Below are 15,395 nucleotides of genomic sequence, written 5' to 3'. Positions count from 1 at the left end.
CATTTCGGTGGGTGCCTTTGTGTGTGCCCACAAGCGGTATCGAGCTGTTCGGAAGGCAAACACTGATGAGCTTCACCATCGACGTCGGGTCGGCACGCGTCACCCAACTGACAGAGCTGGCGCACTGGCCGTTTCCGCCGCGAGAGCTCTTTCCCCAGGCGAGTGAGGCCGAGATCAGTGAAGCGTCGGCGCGGCTGGCACCGGAGTTCTTCGACGAGGGTAGTGGTGACCTCGTGCTTGCCATCCACACCTACCTGGTGGAGATCGGCGGCAAGGCCGTCGTCGTCGACACCGGTAACGGCAACAGCAAGCACCGGCCGAACCTCTTGCCGCATCACATGTTCGGTACCGACTACCTCGCACGCTTCGCAGCCACCGGTGTGTCCGTCGACGACGTCGATCTGGTGGTCAGCACACATCTGCACCCCGACCACTGTGGCTGGAACACCGCCCTCGACGCCGAAACCTGGCGGCCTACCTTCCCCCGCGCGACCTACATTTTCGATCGCACCGAACTGGCCGCGCTCGAACAACTCGCTGCCGACGGTCCACACGAAGGAGTGGTCTCGGATCTGGCGCAGACCTTCGAGGACAGCGTCCGTCCCGTTCTGGACGGGGCGAAGTGGGAGGCGGTCGACGACGGCCACGTCCTGGTCGAGTCCGAAGGCACACGCGTCGTCGTTCGCAGCGCGCCCGGCCACACGCCGGGCCATATCGTGATCGAGATTCGCACTGCCGACGGCGGCGCCGTCATCTCCGGCGATGTGATCCACCATCCGATCCAGTTTCTGTACCCGGACCTCAGTCAGGGCGGCGACGCGGATCCCGAGATCGCCAGGGTCACCCGCCGCGAACTTCTCGAACGCTGCGCGTCGGAGGGACTGCTTCTACTTCCCGCACACTTTCCGGTCGACAAACCGATCACGGTTCGGTTGAACGAGGACGATCGCCCGATGGCACCTTCGATATATGTTGCGAGGCCTGCATAGAATGGGCCAATGCCTGCGACCGAATCGACGCCATCGCTCTCCGGCAGGCCGCTTTCGAGTCGGATCGGATACGGCTTGGTCAAAGCCGCACTCCGCGTGAGGCAGTCGTACGCGGAGGCTTTGTCTCGCGTCGGACTGCTGCCCAATCATCACGCCATTCTCAGCACACTCGATGAACTCGGCCCATGCCATCAAAAGGAGCTTGCTTCCCGAGTGGTGGTCGACCCCGGTGACATCGTTGCCTATCTCGACAGTCTGCAGGAGTCGGGATACGTTGTGCGCGAACGTGATCAATCTGATCGGCGTAGGCAGGTCGTTTCGATCACGGACTCCGGAGTAGCGAAGTTGATCGAGGGTGATGCGGCCCTCGACGGCGTCGAGCAAGAGGTCTTCGAGTCGTTGACCGATCGGGAACGTGAGACATTGACGGTCGTATCCGCCAAGCTCACGGGGCCGACGGCGCGGCCGTCAGAGGCCTGATGATTCCGGGTACTCTTTTGCTCGTCTCGGCTGGACGCTTGTGGCCCCAGTAACTCGGTTGGTTGTAAGTTCTTGCCACCCAACTCAGATCGTCAACGGTGAGTCCACCGAACCCGTACTCGATCTGCAGACCGGACGGGCTGCCGATGTAGATCGACGTCATCAGGTCATTGGTGTGGCGCCCCAGCGTTTGCATGACCTCGGTGTCGTGGCTGTCGAGAAGATCGATCAGGCGTCCGAGATCGTCCATGCATTCGACTTCGAGCATGAGGTGGTTGAATCCGACGTGGCCGGGATATTCGGCCAGTGCAAGTGAATGATGACGTCCGTTGACGTGATAGAAGCGCACGGTGAATTGGTCGTTGGTGATCCGGTCCGATAGTCGGAAACCCAGCACATCCACGTAAAACTTGTTGGCTTCCTCGATATTCGGTACCTGTAAAACGATGTGGCCCAGGCCTTGATCTCCGGTCACGAATCCGCCGCGCATGACACGACCCGGTGTGAACGACAGTGGCGTCGATGCCTTTCCCCACGAAATCTCGTGTCGAGTTCCCCATGGGTCGGTGAACCACACGAGTTCGGCGACTTGCCGCTCGGCGAGCAGGTCGGGATTGCCGTCGTGCAGCGTGATGCCGCTCCGGTCGAGGTGCGCGGCGAACGAGTGAAGATCGGATTCATTGGCCATTGCCCAACCGGCGTACAGGAATTCGTCTACCTTGCCGGGGTGGACGGCAATTCGATAGTTGACGTCGTCTACTGCGAGCCGGATTGCGCCATCCGGCCCGTCTGGTGACAGTTTCGCGCCCAGAAGTCCGGTTCCGTACTTTCTCCAGTCCTGAGCCCTGGGTGACGCGACTCCGATATACGACAGTTCCTGGATCACGATGATCTCCCTCGAATGCACTTGATGGTTGCTGTTCCCAAAATATAAGCAGTGTGACCAATGATTGGCAAGACAATCGTTGGTTTTGCCAAGCAGTTTGTGAGTGGCAGCCGCCAGTGATGCTGAATCAGGAAACGAGGGCCATAGTCCCTGGTGACGCATCCAACCCTCGGCTTCCGAACAGGTCCGATACCCTGGTTCATCGTGACCGCTGCAAATTCAGAGACCGCCCGTGCCCAGTACGACCTGATCGTCGTCGGTTCGGGATTCTTCGGGCTGACCATCGCCGAGCGTGCCGCTACCCAGCTGGGTAAGCGCGTGCTGGTGCTGGATCGCCGTCACCACCTGGGGGGAAACGCATACTCGGAGGCAGAGCCGGAGACCGGCATCGAGGTCCACAAGTACGGTGCCCACCTGTTCCACACCTCCAACAAGAAGGTCTGGGACTACGTCACCCAGTTCACGGAGTTCACGAACTACCAGCACCGCGTCTTCGCGCTGCACAAGGGACAGGCGTACCAGTTCCCGCTGGGACTCGGTCTCGTGTCGCAGTTCTTCGGTCGGTACTTCACTCCCGAAGAAGCACGCGCCCTCATCGCCGAGCAGTCCAGCGAGATCGATTCGAAGGACGCCTCCAATCTCGAAGAGAAGGCGATCTCCCTGATCGGGCGCCCGCTCTACGAAGCATTTGTGCGTGACTACACGGCTAAGCAGTGGCAGACCGACCCCACCGAGCTGCCCGCGGCGAATATCGCCCGCCTGCCGGTCCGCTACAACTTCGACAACCGCTACTTCAACGACACGTACGAGGGCCTGCCCGTCGACGGCTACACGGCGTGGCTCGAGAACATGGCGAAGGATCCGAAGATCGAGGTCCGCCTCGACACCGATTACTTCGACGTCCGCGACGAACTGCGCACCGCCAGCCCCGACGCACCCGTCATCTACACGGGCCCGCTCGACCGCTACTTCGACTACTCCGAAGGTGCACTGGGATGGCGCACCCTCGATTTCGAGACCGAGGTTCTGCCCACCGGAGACTTCCAGGGCACCCCGGTCATGAACTACAACGACGCCGACGTGCCGTTCACCCGAATCCACGAGTTCCGTCACTTCCATCCGGAGCGCGAGTACCCGACCGACAAGACCGTCATCATGCGTGAGTTCTCACGTGCAGCGGAGGCGAAGGACGAGCCGTACTACCCGATCAACACTCCGGAGGATCGTGAGAAGCTCTCCGCGTACCGCTCACGCGCCAAGAAGGAGACCGCGGAGAACAAGGTCCTCTTCGGCGGGCGTCTCGGTACCTACCAGTACCTGGACATGCACATGGCGATCGCCAGCGCGTTGACGATGTTCGAGAACACCCTGCGCCCGCATCTCGAAACGGGTGCGGAATTGGCAGGGGAGAGCGAATGAACGCACGTCATCTACTCGAAGGCGAAGATGCCGTCAGCGGCGACGAGGTGACCTACCTCGGCAAGTCCCTGCTCCAGCGGATCATCCTGCCCCGCGCCGGTGAGCCGCTCGACGTCCGCACGTTGTACTTGGAAGAGTCCTGGTCCAACAGTCGGCGGGCGCACTCGACCTCGCGCACGTCGGTAGCGCTCGGCGCCGAGACCGAGGTCTCGTTCGCCACGTACTTCAACGCGTTCCCTGCCAGCTACTGGCGTCGATGGTCCATCCTGAAATCGGTGGTCCTTCGTCTCGAGCTGTCCGGCCACGGCCGCGTCGACATCTACCGTTCCAAGGCGGATTCCTCGCGAATTCACGTGGAAGGCAAGGAATTTGCCGACGGCGATGCCGCGGTCGAGTTCGAGGTGGAACTGGCGCCGTTCGAGGACGGTGGCTGGATCTGGTTCGACATCACCACCGATACGGCAGTGGTCGTCGAGAGCGGCGGCTGGTACGCGCCCGTCGAGGCTCCCGGCGAAGCGACTGTCGCCGTTGGTATTCCGACGTTCAACCGTCCGACCGACGCGGTCAAGGCGCTTGCTGCACTGGCTTCGGATCCGCTGGTGTCGGACGTGATCAAGGCCGTCATCATGCCGGATCAGGGCACCCGCAAGGTGCGTGACGAACCCGGATTCGCCGAAGCTGCTGCAGCGCTCGGTGATCGGCTCGCCATTCACGATCAGGGCAACCTCGGCGGCTCGGGCGGATACAGCCGAATCATGTACGAGGCACTCAAGACGACGCAGTGCCAGCACATCCTGTTCATGGACGACGACATCGAGATCGAACCGGACTCGATTCTGCGTGCGCTTTCGTTCTCGCGTTTCGCGAAGTCGCCGATGCTGGTGGGTGGGCAGATGCTCAACCTGCAGGAACGAAGCCACCTCCACGTGATGGGTGAAGTGGTCGACCGCGGCATCTTCATGTGGACCGCGGCACCGAACGTCGAATACGACCACGATTTCTCGAAGAAGCCGCTGCGCGAATCGAAACTCCTGCACCGCCGCATCGACGTCGACTTCAACGGCTGGTGGATGTGCATGATCCCGCGCCAGGTCGCCGAAGAAATCAAGCAGCCGCTACCGCTTTTCATCAAGTGGGACGACTGCGAATACGGTTTGCGCGCAAAGAAAGCCGGATACCCGACCGTCACACTTCCGGGTGCCGCGATCTGGCACATGGCGTGGAGCGACAAGGACGACGCCATCGACTGGCAGGCGTACTTCCACCTCCGTAACCGTCTGGTGGTGGCCGCGCTCCACATGCCGGGCAACGGCCGTGGCCTCGTGGTCAACACGGTGAAGGCAACGCTCAAGCACCTGCTGTGTCTCGAGTACTCCACCGTCGCGATCCAGAACAAGGCCATCGCGGACTTCCTCGCCGGACCCGAGCACGTCGCGAACATGCTGCCGACGGCACTCGGTGAGGTCCACGCCCAGCGCAAGGAATTCTCCGACGCGGTCGTACTGCCGTCGTCGACTGCGTTGCCGCTGCCCTCCGGTGCGGATGTCGGAGACGTGAGCCTGCCGCTGTCGACCGTCGCGAAGATCACCCGGGTCCTCAGGGCCGGAGTGCACAACGTGAAGCCGGCCAAGCCGGAACACCTCGAGCGCCCTCAGCTCAACGTTCCGACCATCGACGCCCGTTGGTTCCTGCTCTCGCAGGTCGACGGCGTCACCGTCACCACGGCCGACGGTCGCGGCGTCGTCTACCGCAAGCGAAACCCGAAACTCGCGCTCGAACTGCTCAAGGAAGCAACACGGTTGCGCCGCGAACTCGCCGCCCGTTTCCCCGAGCTCAAGAAGCAGTACCAGGACGCCGTTCCTTCACTGACCAGCACGGAAAGGTGGGAACGTGTCTTCGGCATCTCCTGAAGTACAGATTCTGGCCGGGATTCAGTCGACCGTCGGGCAGCTGCCGGGAGCCGTCAAGGTCGCCCGCGGTATGTCTCACTTCGGTGAGCACTCCCTCGGGTGGATCGCGATCGCTGCCGTCGGAGCTGCTGTGGACAAGCCGCGTCGACGGGAATGGGCCGGAGCAGCCGTCGGAGCATTCGGTGCACACGCCGCCTCCGTGGTGATCAAACGAGTGGTCAGGCGCAAGCGACCTTCCGATCCTTCGGTGCAGGTCAACGTCTCGACACCGAGCAAGCTCAGCTTCCCGTCATCACACGCGACGTCGACGACGGCGGCGGCTGTGCTGATCGGTCGGCTCACCGGGCTACCCTTACCGGCGTTGCTGGTGCCCCCGATGATGCTCTCGCGTCTGGTCCTGGGAGTTCACTACCCGACCGACGTACTCGCCGGAGCGGCACTGGGAGCCGCATCCGCGGCGGTAGTTCGCCGGGTCGAAGAAGCCAGAGCCGAACAGAAATGTGGAGATAAATGAGCGAGGAACCGGCTACGGTCAGCGGACCCCCGAAGTCCCTGCCCGCCGGCATCGTCAAGGCGCTTCGCCCACGTCAGTGGGTCAAGAACGTCCTTGTGCTGGCAGCGCCCATCGCGGCCGGAACCGCCACCGAAGCCGACGTGCTGTTGCCCGTCGCGCTGGCGTTCGTCGTGTTCTGTATGGCGGCATCAGGCATCTATCTCGTCAACGACGCGATGGATGTCGAAGCCGACCGTGCTCACCCCACGAAGCGATTCCGTCCCATCGCGGCCGGAGTTCTACCCGTCAACATCGCCTACGGCATGGCAGTCGTGCTGCTTGCCGGTGCGATCGGGCTGTCCTTCCTGGCCAACTGGCAACTCGCCGTGGTCATGGGCGTGTACATCGTCATCCAGCTCGCCTACTGCTTCGGTCTCAAGCATCAGGCCGTCATCGACATCTGCATCGTCTCGTCCGGCTTCCTGCTTCGAGCGATCGCCGGTGGCGTTGCCGCCGAGATCGATCTCTCGCAGTGGTTCCTGCTGATGATGGCGTTCGGCTCACTCTTCATGGCGGCAGGCAAGCGCTACGCCGAACTGCAGTTGGCCGAGAAGACCGGCGCCAAGATCCGTAAGTCCCTCGAGAGCTACACGATGACGTACCTGCGTTTCGTGTGGACGATGGCAGCGACGACGCTGGTCCTCTGCTACGGACTGTGGGCGTTCCAACAGGACGCCATCAAGGGCACCAACTGGTACGCCATCTCGATGGTGCCGTTCACCATCGCGGTGCTGCGATACGCGGTGGACGTCGACGGCGGCGAAGCCGGAGAGCCTGAGGAGATCGCGCTCGGTGACCGGGTGCTGCAACTCCTCGCGATTGCGTGGATCGGAGTAGTGGGTGTCGCTGTCTACCTCGTCTGAGCCACGCACCGAGGCCGACCCGCACGTCGACACTGCGGCGAATCGCACCACCCTCAGTCGAGGAGTTTTTCTCGGCGGGGTGGTGCTTGCTGCTGCCCTCATGTTCTGGGGTGCGTGGGAGCGTCGCTGGATCGCCGACGACGGACTCATCGTCTTGCGAACCGTCCGCAACCTGCTCGCGGGGAACGGCCCGGTCTTCAACGCGGGTGAGCGTGTCGAGGCGAACACGAGTACCGCGTGGACGTACATCGTCTACGCGTTCAGTTGGCTCACGCAGATCCGTCTCGAATACGTTGTTCTGACGATCGCGCTCGTACTCTCGACTGCTGCCGTCGTGTTGGCGATGCTCGGCACCGGTCGTCTGTACCGCGGCGTTCGGCCGTCGGCGGGCGGAACGATCCTGCTGGTACCGGCGGGTGTTCTCGTCTACATCGCGGTTCCGCCTGCGCGAGATTTCGCCACTTCCGGGCTCGAGACATGCTTGGTGATCTTCTGGATCGCGCTCCTGTGGGTACTGCTCGTTCGGTGGGCGCAGGCGTCGACGCCGTCCACGGCGTCGATCCTGACTCTCTCGTTCGTGGCCGGACTCGGACCACTGGTTCGACCCGAGATGGCGATTCCCGGTGCTGCCGCGTTGATGATGATCGTTCTCTCCGCAGGCCTGACCTGGAAGATTCGCACACTGATCGTCGTCGTCGCCGGACTTGTCCCGGTGGGCTATCAGATCTGGCGAATGGGCTATTACGCCTTGCCGTACCCGAACACCGCGGTGTCGAAGGACGCCGGTGGCGCGAAGTGGGCGCAGGGTTTTGCGTACCTGTGGAACCTGGTCGGGCCGTACCTGCTCTGGTTGCCGTTGCTGTTCCTGCTCATCGGTGCGCTGCTGCTCGTGTGGCGAAGCCGAGCGGACACACCTACCGCTACCGCAGATCAACCCGCACGCCCGCTGTGGCAGCGCTTTCAGCAGTTTCTGCGCACGCCGCGGGCGATTGTCACCTTCATTCTCGGCAGTGGGCTGATCCTCGGGATCTACTCTCTGCGCGTCGGCGGCGACTTCATGCACGGCCGCGTCCTGTTGCCGGTGCTGTTCTGCCTGCTCATCCCGGTGGCGGTCATTCCGTTGCGGGTGCCGGCGCGGGCAGCGTTCGGAAGTAATCGCGACACCGCGATCTTCGGAGTCTCGGCGGTGCTGTGGATCGGCACGATCATCTGGGCCTTCTTCGCCGCGAACACGACGGGTATGCCCGAAGGATCCGTGGTGGGTCGCTCGGGAATCGTCGACGAGCGAGCGTTCTACGCACTCAACACCGGTCACAAGCATCCGATCCTGGCCGAGGACTACCTCGACTATCCGCGAATGCGTGCCATGGTCGAGACCATCGCGCGGACTCCGGAGGGTGGGCTGCTGCTGCCGTCCGCGAGCTACGACTCCTGGTTCGTCGTCCCACCACCCGGACCGATCGAAGAGCCGGCCGAGCACGTCGTCTTCTTCCTCAACCTCGGAATGACGAGCATGAACGTCGGCCTCGACGTTCGGGTGCTCGATCAGATGGGGCTGGCGTATCCCCTGGCAGCTCACACCGAGCGACTCGAGGACGGCCGGATCGGGCACGACAAGAATCTCTATCCGGACTGGGTGGTCGCGGACACGGGAATGATCGACGTTCGACCGTGGCTGCCGTTCTTCCTCGACGAAGACTGGGTTGCGGACGCAAAGCTGGCCATCACCTGCCCGGAAACTCAGGAGCTACTCACGTCGTACCGCTCCGAGCTGACCTGGGCCAGATTCAAACAGAACTTCCAGCAGGCATTCGACTTCGCGAAGTACCGATTCGACCGGGTTCCGGCCTACGAATTGGAACGCTGCGGTCTCGTTCCACCGGAGTCACCCAGGTGATGTGATCAGCATCACCGACTGTTGAGGGTTTGAATATTTCGATTCAGTAACACCGAATTGATTGGCCACGATGTACTCGAAGACGATTCACCTAACCTGAATCACCCCCGAGGGGTGATGACGGTGTTGCTCGCGGATTGGGACGTAACGGTCCACCTATTTGTCACAGCTGAACCTGTGACATAAAGTCCAGCGAGCGCAGTGTGACTTGGAAGAGGTCCGCTGCCGACCCGAACTCGTTCGGGCTGGCAGAAAAGCCTGTTCCCCGACGGAATCCGCCGGAACCACTCCACCGAGTGGGTTCCGCAGACGAAGAGAGAGAGCAGTATCCATGCGTTTTGCCAGAAAGAGGCTGACCCAGCGCCTCAAGCACCGAGCGTTGGCCATCGGTGCCGCAGCACTTGTGCTCCCCCTTGCTGCAGGAGTTGCCGGTAGTGCTGTCGCCTCTGCTGCGCCTGCGCACACTGCTCCCAGCCACACCGCCCCCTCCGGCGGATACGACGAGCTGTGGGTGCCCTCCTCGATGGGCAACATCAAGGTCCAGGTCCAGTGGGCCGCTCGCGGCGGAAACGCTGCCCTTTACCTCCTCGACGGCCTGCGTGCGCGTAACGACGCCAACGCGTGGAGCTTCGAGACCAATGCGATGGACCAGTACCGCAACGACAACATCACCCTCGTGATGCCCGTCGGCGGCGAGTCCAGCTTCTACAGCGACTGGTATGCACCGTCGAACTTCAACGGCCAGCAGATCACGTACAAGTGGGAAACCTTCCTCACCGAAGAACTGCCCAACTTCCTCGCGAACTACGGCGTCTCGCCCACCAACAACGCGGTCCTCGGCCTCTCGATGGGTGGCAGCGCTGCTCTGACGCTGGCTGCTTACCACCGTGACCAGTTCAAGTTCGCCGGCTCGCTGTCGGGCTACCTGAACATCTCGGCTCCGGGCATGCGCGAGGCAATCCGCGTCGCAATGCTCGATGCCGGTCGCTTCAACGTCGACTCCATGTGGGGACCGCCGTGGAGCCCGTCCTGGCTGCGCAACGACCCGTTCGTCTTCGCACCGCGTCTGCAGGGCCTGTCGATGTACATCTCGTCGGCAAGCGGCCTGCCTGGTGAATACGACCACCCGCGCGCACCGATCGACTACTACAACACGGCTAACGGCATGGGCCTCGAGGCTCTCGCCCTGGTCAACACCCGTGCATTCCAGATCCGCATGAACTCGCTGGGTATCCCGGCCACCTACAGCTTCCCGTCCAACGGCACGCACTCGTGGCCGTACTGGTCGGCAGAGCTGTGGAAGGCTCGCGGCCAGATCCTCGACACCATGAACGCTTGGTGATCGTGCGCGATCCCGTGACCTAGTCACTTCACCAGTGCCGTTCCGGACTCCTCGAAGGAGAACCGGGACGGCACTTGTGTATTCAGGTGCTGCACAAGCGCCCGATGTCAGTAACAATTGCACCACCAGTAACAGCGCGGCTACCCCAAGCGGGGATCGTTTGCGTGTAGAAATAGTTTCAACGGGGGTCTGGCTGCTCAGGCGGCCACACGATCGACGCGCGGACCGAACGTAAGGAAAGAGAGTGAGCTCATGCGAGTAGGCCTTGCCACGGAGGACCGTCGCCGGTCCCGGGCAACCTTCCGGACAAAGGTCGTCGGCGCACTGGCAGCGATGCTGGTTCTGCCGATCGCCGCGGGCTTGACGACGGCCGGAACCGCGGCAGCCGCGCCGGCACCTGCTCAGGCCGCACCGGCCGCCACCCAGAACCCCACCGGAGCAGCGGTCACGAAGGTCGACTGGCTCAGCGAGCGTCGCGTCGCGCTGTGGGTGAACTCTCCCGCGATGGGCACCCCGATTCAGGTGCAGATCCTCTTGGCCCGCGATTGGAACGTCAATCCGTCGGCCAGCTTCCCCTCGGTCTGGATGCTCGACGGTCTTCGCGCGACCGACAACGAGAACGCCTGGACCTACGAGACCGACGCCGAGTCCTTCTACGCGGACAAGAACGTCAACGTCATCCTCCCGGTCGGCGGTCAGTCCAGCTTCTACTCCGACTGGCTCCAGCCCGACAACGGCAAGAACTACCAGTGGGAGACGTTCCTGACCAAGGAACTGCCCCCCATCCTCGAAAAGGACTGGCGGACCACGCAGACACGCGGTGTCGTCGGTCTGTCGATGGGCGGCACGTCCGCCATGTTCCTCACGGCGCGCAACCCCGGCTTCTTCAAGTTCGCCGCTTCGCTCTCCGGCATCCTCACCACCACCTCGCTCGGCATGCCTCAGGCAATCCAGTTCGCGATGACCGACGCCGGTGGATACAACTCCGCCGCGATGTGGGGACCGCCGTCCAACCCGCAGTGGGCTGCACACGATCCGTACGCGCTCGCCGAGAAGCTCAAGGGCGTCAGCCTGTACGTCTCGAGTGGTAGCGGTACGACCGGCCCGTACGACCAGCCGTCGGGAATTCCCGGCGTGAGCACCAACTACGCAGGCATGGGCCTCGAGATCCTCGCTCGCCTGACCTCGCAGACCTTCGCGACCAAGCTCAACCAGCTCGGAATCCCCGCGCAGGTCAACTACCGCCCGTCCGGAACCCACTCGTGGCCGTACTGGCAGTTCGAGCTTCATCAGCTGTGGCCGCAGTTGGCCAACGCCATCGGCGTCGAGGTCGAGAAGCCGGCTTGCGGCACTTCGGGTGAGATCGGTGCGACGGCCGCAGCCAACGGCTGGATCGGTGACTGCATCACCCCCGAGTACAGCGTCGCGGGTGGCCTGGCACAGGACTTCCGCAACGGTCGCATCTACTTCACCAGTGGAACGGGCGCCCAGCCCGTCGCCGGTCGTATCGCCGGCGCGTACATGAACACCGGAGCAGCGGCCGGCCCGCTCGGCTTCCCGCGTACCCCCGAACTCGGTACCCCCGACGGACGCGGACGCTTCAACCACTTCCAGAACGGCTCCATCTACTGGACCCCGCAGACCGGCGCTCACCCCGTCAGCGGCGACATCCTCGCCGAGTGGTCCGCACAGGGTTGGGAAGGTGGCCCGCTCGGCTACCCGACTGCCGACGAGATCGCGACCCCCGGCAAGCCGGGCAAGGTCCAGGGATTCGAGATCGGCGCAATGTACAGCAGCGCCAACGGAACTCACGCGGTTCTCGGAATGATCATGGGCAAGTACGGCGAACTCGGCTGGGAAAACGGCTGGCTCGGATTCCCGAAGTCGAACGAGGTTCCGATCAAGGACAACGGACGCTTCACCGAGTTCGAGGGCGGCAACATCTACTGGAGCCCCGGCACCGGTGCATGGTCCGTCGAGAACGGTCCGCTGTTCGACGGTTGGAAGAGCGTCGGATACGAAGGTGGACGACTCGGATTCCCGATCAGTGACAAGTTCGACATTCCCGGTGGTGTCCAGCAGAACTTCCAGTTCGGCTACATCACGGTGATCGGTGACAAGACAGAAGTTCACTAACTCACAGTGGTGCACGACGGGCGGGCCCGATCACGGATCGGTGCCCGCCCGCGTGCGTTGCGTAACCTGTTGATGGACTTTCGACTGAAGGCAAGGACGGACATTGATGTCGCTTTTCTCGGGTAACCGAAACACTTGTGCACGCGCGATCGCGGTCGGCGCCCTGGCGCTCGCCACCGGTGGCGCGCTTGTCGCGTGCGGTAGTGACGACTCCACTGCAACCTCCAATCCGGTCACCACGACGTCCGCGGCGGCTTCGTCCTCGAGCGGTTCGGCATCTGCGTCCGCCTCTGCGACCACGACGGCGTCGGCTGCGCCCACCAGTCCGGGAGCCGCGGCCACCGCGCCGCCGGAGCAGCCGCAGAGCATCGAGGGCTTCCCGGGTCCCACAGTCGTCGAGGTCAGTCCCGAGGCACAGAAGTTCCTCGACGGACTGAAGGCGAAGGGCATCACCCCAGCCGGTGACGGAAGCATCGCCGTCAACACGGCCAATTACATCTGCGCTGCCGGTCCTCAGACCGACGACGAGGTCCTGACCTTCGTGACCGCCTTCGTCGGCCAGGAAGCGTCGGCGGAAGGCAAGCAGATCACTCCCGAGCAGGCAGGTGCGAACGCTCAGATCTACATCGACGTCGCCAACGCCACCTACTGCAAGTAGGCGTGGGTCATGGCGAGGTCTGGAAAGCGTCGTGGGTGCCTGATCCCGCTGCTGATCATTCTCGTGGTCGCAGCGGTCGTGATCGGCGGTTGGTACATCCTGGCCGGGCGGGTGCCTTCGCCGACTCCGATCCCGCCGAGCCCGGAGCCTCCGGTGTCTCAGCCGGCCAGTTGCCCCGATGTCCAGGTAGTAGCCATACCGGGTACGTGGGAGTCGAGCGCTACCGACGACCCGTACAACCCGACGGCCAATCCGGCGTCGTTGATGCTGAACGTGACCCGTCCTCTGCAGGAGAAGTTCGATACTTCACGGGCCGACGTCTACACCGTTCCGTATGTCGCACAGTTTTCGAATCCGGTGGCGATCCCGCCGGACGGACAGCAGTCCTACAACAACAGTCGGGCCGCGGGAACTGCTGCCACTAACGACTTTCTGATGAAGCGGCACGCCGAGTGCCCGCTCACGAGTTACGTCCTGACCGGATTTTCCCAGGGCGCGGTGATCGCGGGTGACGTCGCCGCGAGTATCGGCGACGGTACCGGCGCGGTGCCTGCCGATCTGGTTCTGGGCGTCGGCTTGATCGCCGACGGTCGGCGCGATCCGGCGTTCGGGAACACCGTTGGCCCGAGCGTTGCCGGTGTCGGCGCCGAGCTGTCGCTGAACGGGCTGAAGCTGCCCGGTCTCACGATGACCGGCCCGAGGCCCGGCGGGTTCGGTGACCTCAACGATCGGACCTATCAGATCTGCGCGCCGAGCGACGGTATCTGCGACGCGCCGGCAGCCGCTCTCAACCCGACCAACTGGCTGAGTTCGGCGCCGCGACTGCTCGAGTACTACAACAACCCTGTGCACGCGATGTACAACTCCTTCCAAGTCGATCCGAACGGCACGACGGCCACCCAATGGATGGCACAGTGGACTGCGGAGAAGATCGACGCTGCACCGACGCCGCCCCACAGTTGAGTCACCGCCGCACTGTTGATTCGTCACAATCGGGCGTCTCGGGAGTTCGCTCGCGGGTAATCTGCTCGTTTGGTCCCGGTAGAGTGCTGCACGGTCCGGGGGCTTCCTCTACAGTGCTGTCACGTAAGTGACTGGCGAGTAGGTTCGATTTGTCCGAGTTTGTAGTTCGAGTACGACGTACGTGTCCATCACAGGAGATCGATATATGAGTTCCACCCACGGCAGCGATGCCCTACGCAAATTTCGGTTTGCGGCCGGTGGCGAGGGCAACGCCGAAGAGGGTGGTGCGCGACGCTTCGTCAAGCTCGCGCAGAAGGCCGAGGAACTCGGCTACGACTCGTTCATGATTCCGGATCACCTGGGTAATCAGGTCGGCCCGATCGCCGCTCTCGGAGCGCTCGCGGTGGCCACCGACAAGATTCGTCTCGGCACCGCCGTGTTGGCCAACGGCTTCCGTCATCCTGCTGTGCTCGCGAAGGACGCGGCGACAATCGACGTGCTGTCCGGTGGTCGACTCGAACTCGGTATCGGTGCGGGCTGGATGAAGGGAGAGTTCGACAAGGGCGGCATCGCCTACGAAAGTCCGGGCGTTCGCATCGAGAAGCTCGAGGAGTCTCTGCAGATTCTCGACGTTCTTCTGCGCGGGCAGGAATGCACTTTCGAAGGCAAGCACTATCAGGTGCGCGGCCTCAAGGGCAGCCCGCGACCGCGGCAGGGCCCGCGGCCACCGATCATCGTGGGCGGCGGAGGCCCGAAGATGCTTGCTCTCGCGGCGAAGTACGCGGACATCATCTCGGTCGCCACACCGACGAACCGTGACGGGCGGCTTCTGCTCTCCGGAATCACGATGGAAAAGACCATCGAACGTGTCGAGCGGATCCGCGAAGCTGCCGGCGAGCGTTTCGATGAGATCGAACTCAACTGGACCATCACCATGATCATGATCACCGACGATCGAGAGCAGGCTGCCGAAATGGCAATCGCCGCTCTGGACCAAGGTTTTCCGCCGAACATCGAAGTGGATCGTAAGCTGAGCGTGGAGGAGCTGTTGAACTCTCCATACCTGGCTGTGGGCACTTTCGAGGAAATCGCAGACCAGATTCGACTGGTCCGCGAGAAGACGTCGATGTCGTACGTCGGGGTCTTCCCGACGCAGATGGAAGCGTTCGCCCCGATCATCCCGTTACTGGCGGGCGAGTAGGCCGGAGAATACGGACGATGCGAATCTGTAACATATCGATGGTTTGGGATCGATGAAGTGATTCAGGTGAGTTGCGCACAAAGTGCGATTCGATTGAT

Annotated in this window: 13 protein-coding genes; 12 read left to right on the top strand and 1 reads right to left on the bottom strand. The window is 62.9% G+C overall.

All coding sequences use genetic code 11. The features are described from left to right. Window positions 1-65 precede the first annotated feature (65 nt). Both G4D79_RS04195 and G4D79_RS04190 read left to right on the top strand, forming a co-directional pair. Window positions 66-989 (top strand): MBL fold metallo-hydrolase, encoded by a 924-nt coding sequence (locus G4D79_RS04195; protein WP_099696941.1) that lies wholly within the window; start codon window positions 66-68, stop codon window positions 987-989. A gap of 9 nt (window positions 990-998) precedes the next feature. Then, a complete protein-coding gene (locus G4D79_RS04190) occupies window positions 999-1,469 on the top strand; it encodes a MarR family winged helix-turn-helix transcriptional regulator (RefSeq protein WP_073513727.1) in 471 nt (156 codons plus the stop codon). On the opposite strand, the gene G4D79_RS04185 is transcribed toward G4D79_RS04190, so the two are convergent. Further along, window positions 1,435-2,355: a VOC family protein gene (locus G4D79_RS04185; protein ID WP_180279543.1), complete on the bottom strand. Its 921-nt coding sequence runs from the start codon at window positions 2,353-2,355 to the stop codon at window positions 1,435-1,437. The genes G4D79_RS04190 and G4D79_RS04185 overlap by 35 nt on opposite strands. A 204-nt stretch (window positions 2,356-2,559) precedes the next feature. Between G4D79_RS04185 and glf the strand changes: the two genes are divergently transcribed. The 10 genes from glf to G4D79_RS04135 all read left to right on the top strand — a co-directional run bounded on the left by glf (window position 2,560) and on the right by G4D79_RS04135 (window position 15,297). After that, window positions 2,560-3,774, top strand: a complete 1,215-nt coding sequence (gene glf / locus G4D79_RS04180; protein WP_064113799.1) for a UDP-galactopyranose mutase — start codon at window positions 2,560-2,562, stop codon at window positions 3,772-3,774. After that, a complete protein-coding gene (locus G4D79_RS04175; protein ID WP_007731821.1) occupies window positions 3,771-5,684 on the top strand; it encodes a glycosyltransferase in 1,914 nt (637 codons plus the stop codon). Before glf ends, G4D79_RS04175 begins: the two co-directional genes overlap by 4 nt. Further along, complete coding sequence (locus G4D79_RS04170; RefSeq protein ID WP_003943893.1) at window positions 5,665-6,198, top strand: phosphatase PAP2 family protein; 534 nt, start codon at window positions 5,665-5,667, stop codon at window positions 6,196-6,198. Before G4D79_RS04175 ends, G4D79_RS04170 begins: the two co-directional genes overlap by 20 nt. Then, complete coding sequence (locus tag G4D79_RS04165) at window positions 6,195-7,100, top strand: decaprenyl-phosphate phosphoribosyltransferase (protein ID WP_003943808.1); 906 nt, start codon at window positions 6,195-6,197, stop codon at window positions 7,098-7,100. Before G4D79_RS04170 ends, G4D79_RS04165 begins: the two co-directional genes overlap by 4 nt. Next, a complete protein-coding gene (gene zomB / locus G4D79_RS04160; RefSeq protein WP_042921227.1) occupies window positions 7,078-8,997 on the top strand; it encodes a flagellar motor control protein ZomB in 1,920 nt (639 codons plus the stop codon). Before G4D79_RS04165 ends, zomB begins: the two co-directional genes overlap by 23 nt. Window positions 8,998-9,328: 331 nt before the next feature. Then, window positions 9,329-10,339, top strand: a complete 1,011-nt coding sequence (locus G4D79_RS04155) for an alpha/beta hydrolase family protein (protein ID WP_007731818.1) — start codon at window positions 9,329-9,331, stop codon at window positions 10,337-10,339. Window positions 10,340-10,591: 252 nt separating this feature from the next. Beyond that, a complete protein-coding gene (locus G4D79_RS04150) occupies window positions 10,592-12,475 on the top strand; it encodes an alpha/beta hydrolase-fold protein (protein ID WP_003943922.1) in 1,884 nt (627 codons plus the stop codon). 106 nt (window positions 12,476-12,581) lie between these two features. Next, complete coding sequence (locus tag G4D79_RS04145; protein ID WP_003943980.1) at window positions 12,582-13,133, top strand: DUF732 domain-containing protein; 552 nt, start codon at window positions 12,582-12,584, stop codon at window positions 13,131-13,133. A 9-nt stretch (window positions 13,134-13,142) separates the two neighbouring features. Beyond that, on the top strand, window positions 13,143-14,096 hold the full coding sequence (locus G4D79_RS04140; protein WP_099696820.1) for a cutinase family protein: 954 nt from the start codon (window positions 13,143-13,145) through the stop codon (window positions 14,094-14,096). Between the two features lie 205 nt (window positions 14,097-14,301). Beyond that, window positions 14,302-15,297: an LLM class F420-dependent oxidoreductase gene (locus G4D79_RS04135; protein WP_099696819.1), complete on the top strand. Its 996-nt coding sequence runs from the start codon at window positions 14,302-14,304 to the stop codon at window positions 15,295-15,297. The last annotated feature ends 98 nt before the right edge of the window (window positions 15,298-15,395 follow it).

This window comes from Rhodococcus sp. WY5 (assembly GCF_018588185.1).
In the GTDB taxonomy this organism is placed as follows: domain Bacteria; phylum Actinomycetota; class Actinomycetes; order Mycobacteriales; family Mycobacteriaceae; genus Rhodococcus_F; species Rhodococcus_F qingshengii.
This window is presented reverse-complemented; position numbering and strand designations above follow the sequence as displayed.

What these genes read in the sequence shown, in the direction of transcription:
- G4D79_RS04195 (WP_099696941.1), top strand. Translation starts at nt 66, where the DNA reads ATGAGCTTCACCATCGACGTCGGGTCGGCACGCGTCACCCAACTGACA.
- G4D79_RS04190 (WP_073513727.1), top strand. Translation starts at nt 999, where the DNA reads ATGCCTGCGACCGAATCGACGCCATCGCTCTCCGGCAGGCCGCTTTCG.
- G4D79_RS04175 (WP_007731821.1), top strand. Translation starts at nt 3,771, where the DNA reads ATGAACGCACGTCATCTACTCGAAGGCGAAGATGCCGTCAGCGGCGAC.
- G4D79_RS04165 (WP_003943808.1), top strand. Translation starts at nt 6,195, where the DNA reads ATGAGCGAGGAACCGGCTACGGTCAGCGGACCCCCGAAGTCCCTGCCC.
- G4D79_RS04155 (WP_007731818.1), top strand. Translation starts at nt 9,329, where the DNA reads ATGCGTTTTGCCAGAAAGAGGCTGACCCAGCGCCTCAAGCACCGAGCG.
- G4D79_RS04150 (WP_003943922.1), top strand. Translation starts at nt 10,592, where the DNA reads ATGCGAGTAGGCCTTGCCACGGAGGACCGTCGCCGGTCCCGGGCAACC.
- G4D79_RS04145 (WP_003943980.1), top strand. Translation starts at nt 12,582, where the DNA reads ATGTCGCTTTTCTCGGGTAACCGAAACACTTGTGCACGCGCGATCGCG.
- G4D79_RS04140 (WP_099696820.1), top strand. Translation starts at nt 13,143, where the DNA reads ATGGCGAGGTCTGGAAAGCGTCGTGGGTGCCTGATCCCGCTGCTGATC.
- G4D79_RS04135 (WP_099696819.1), top strand. Translation starts at nt 14,302, where the DNA reads ATGAGTTCCACCCACGGCAGCGATGCCCTACGCAAATTTCGGTTTGCG.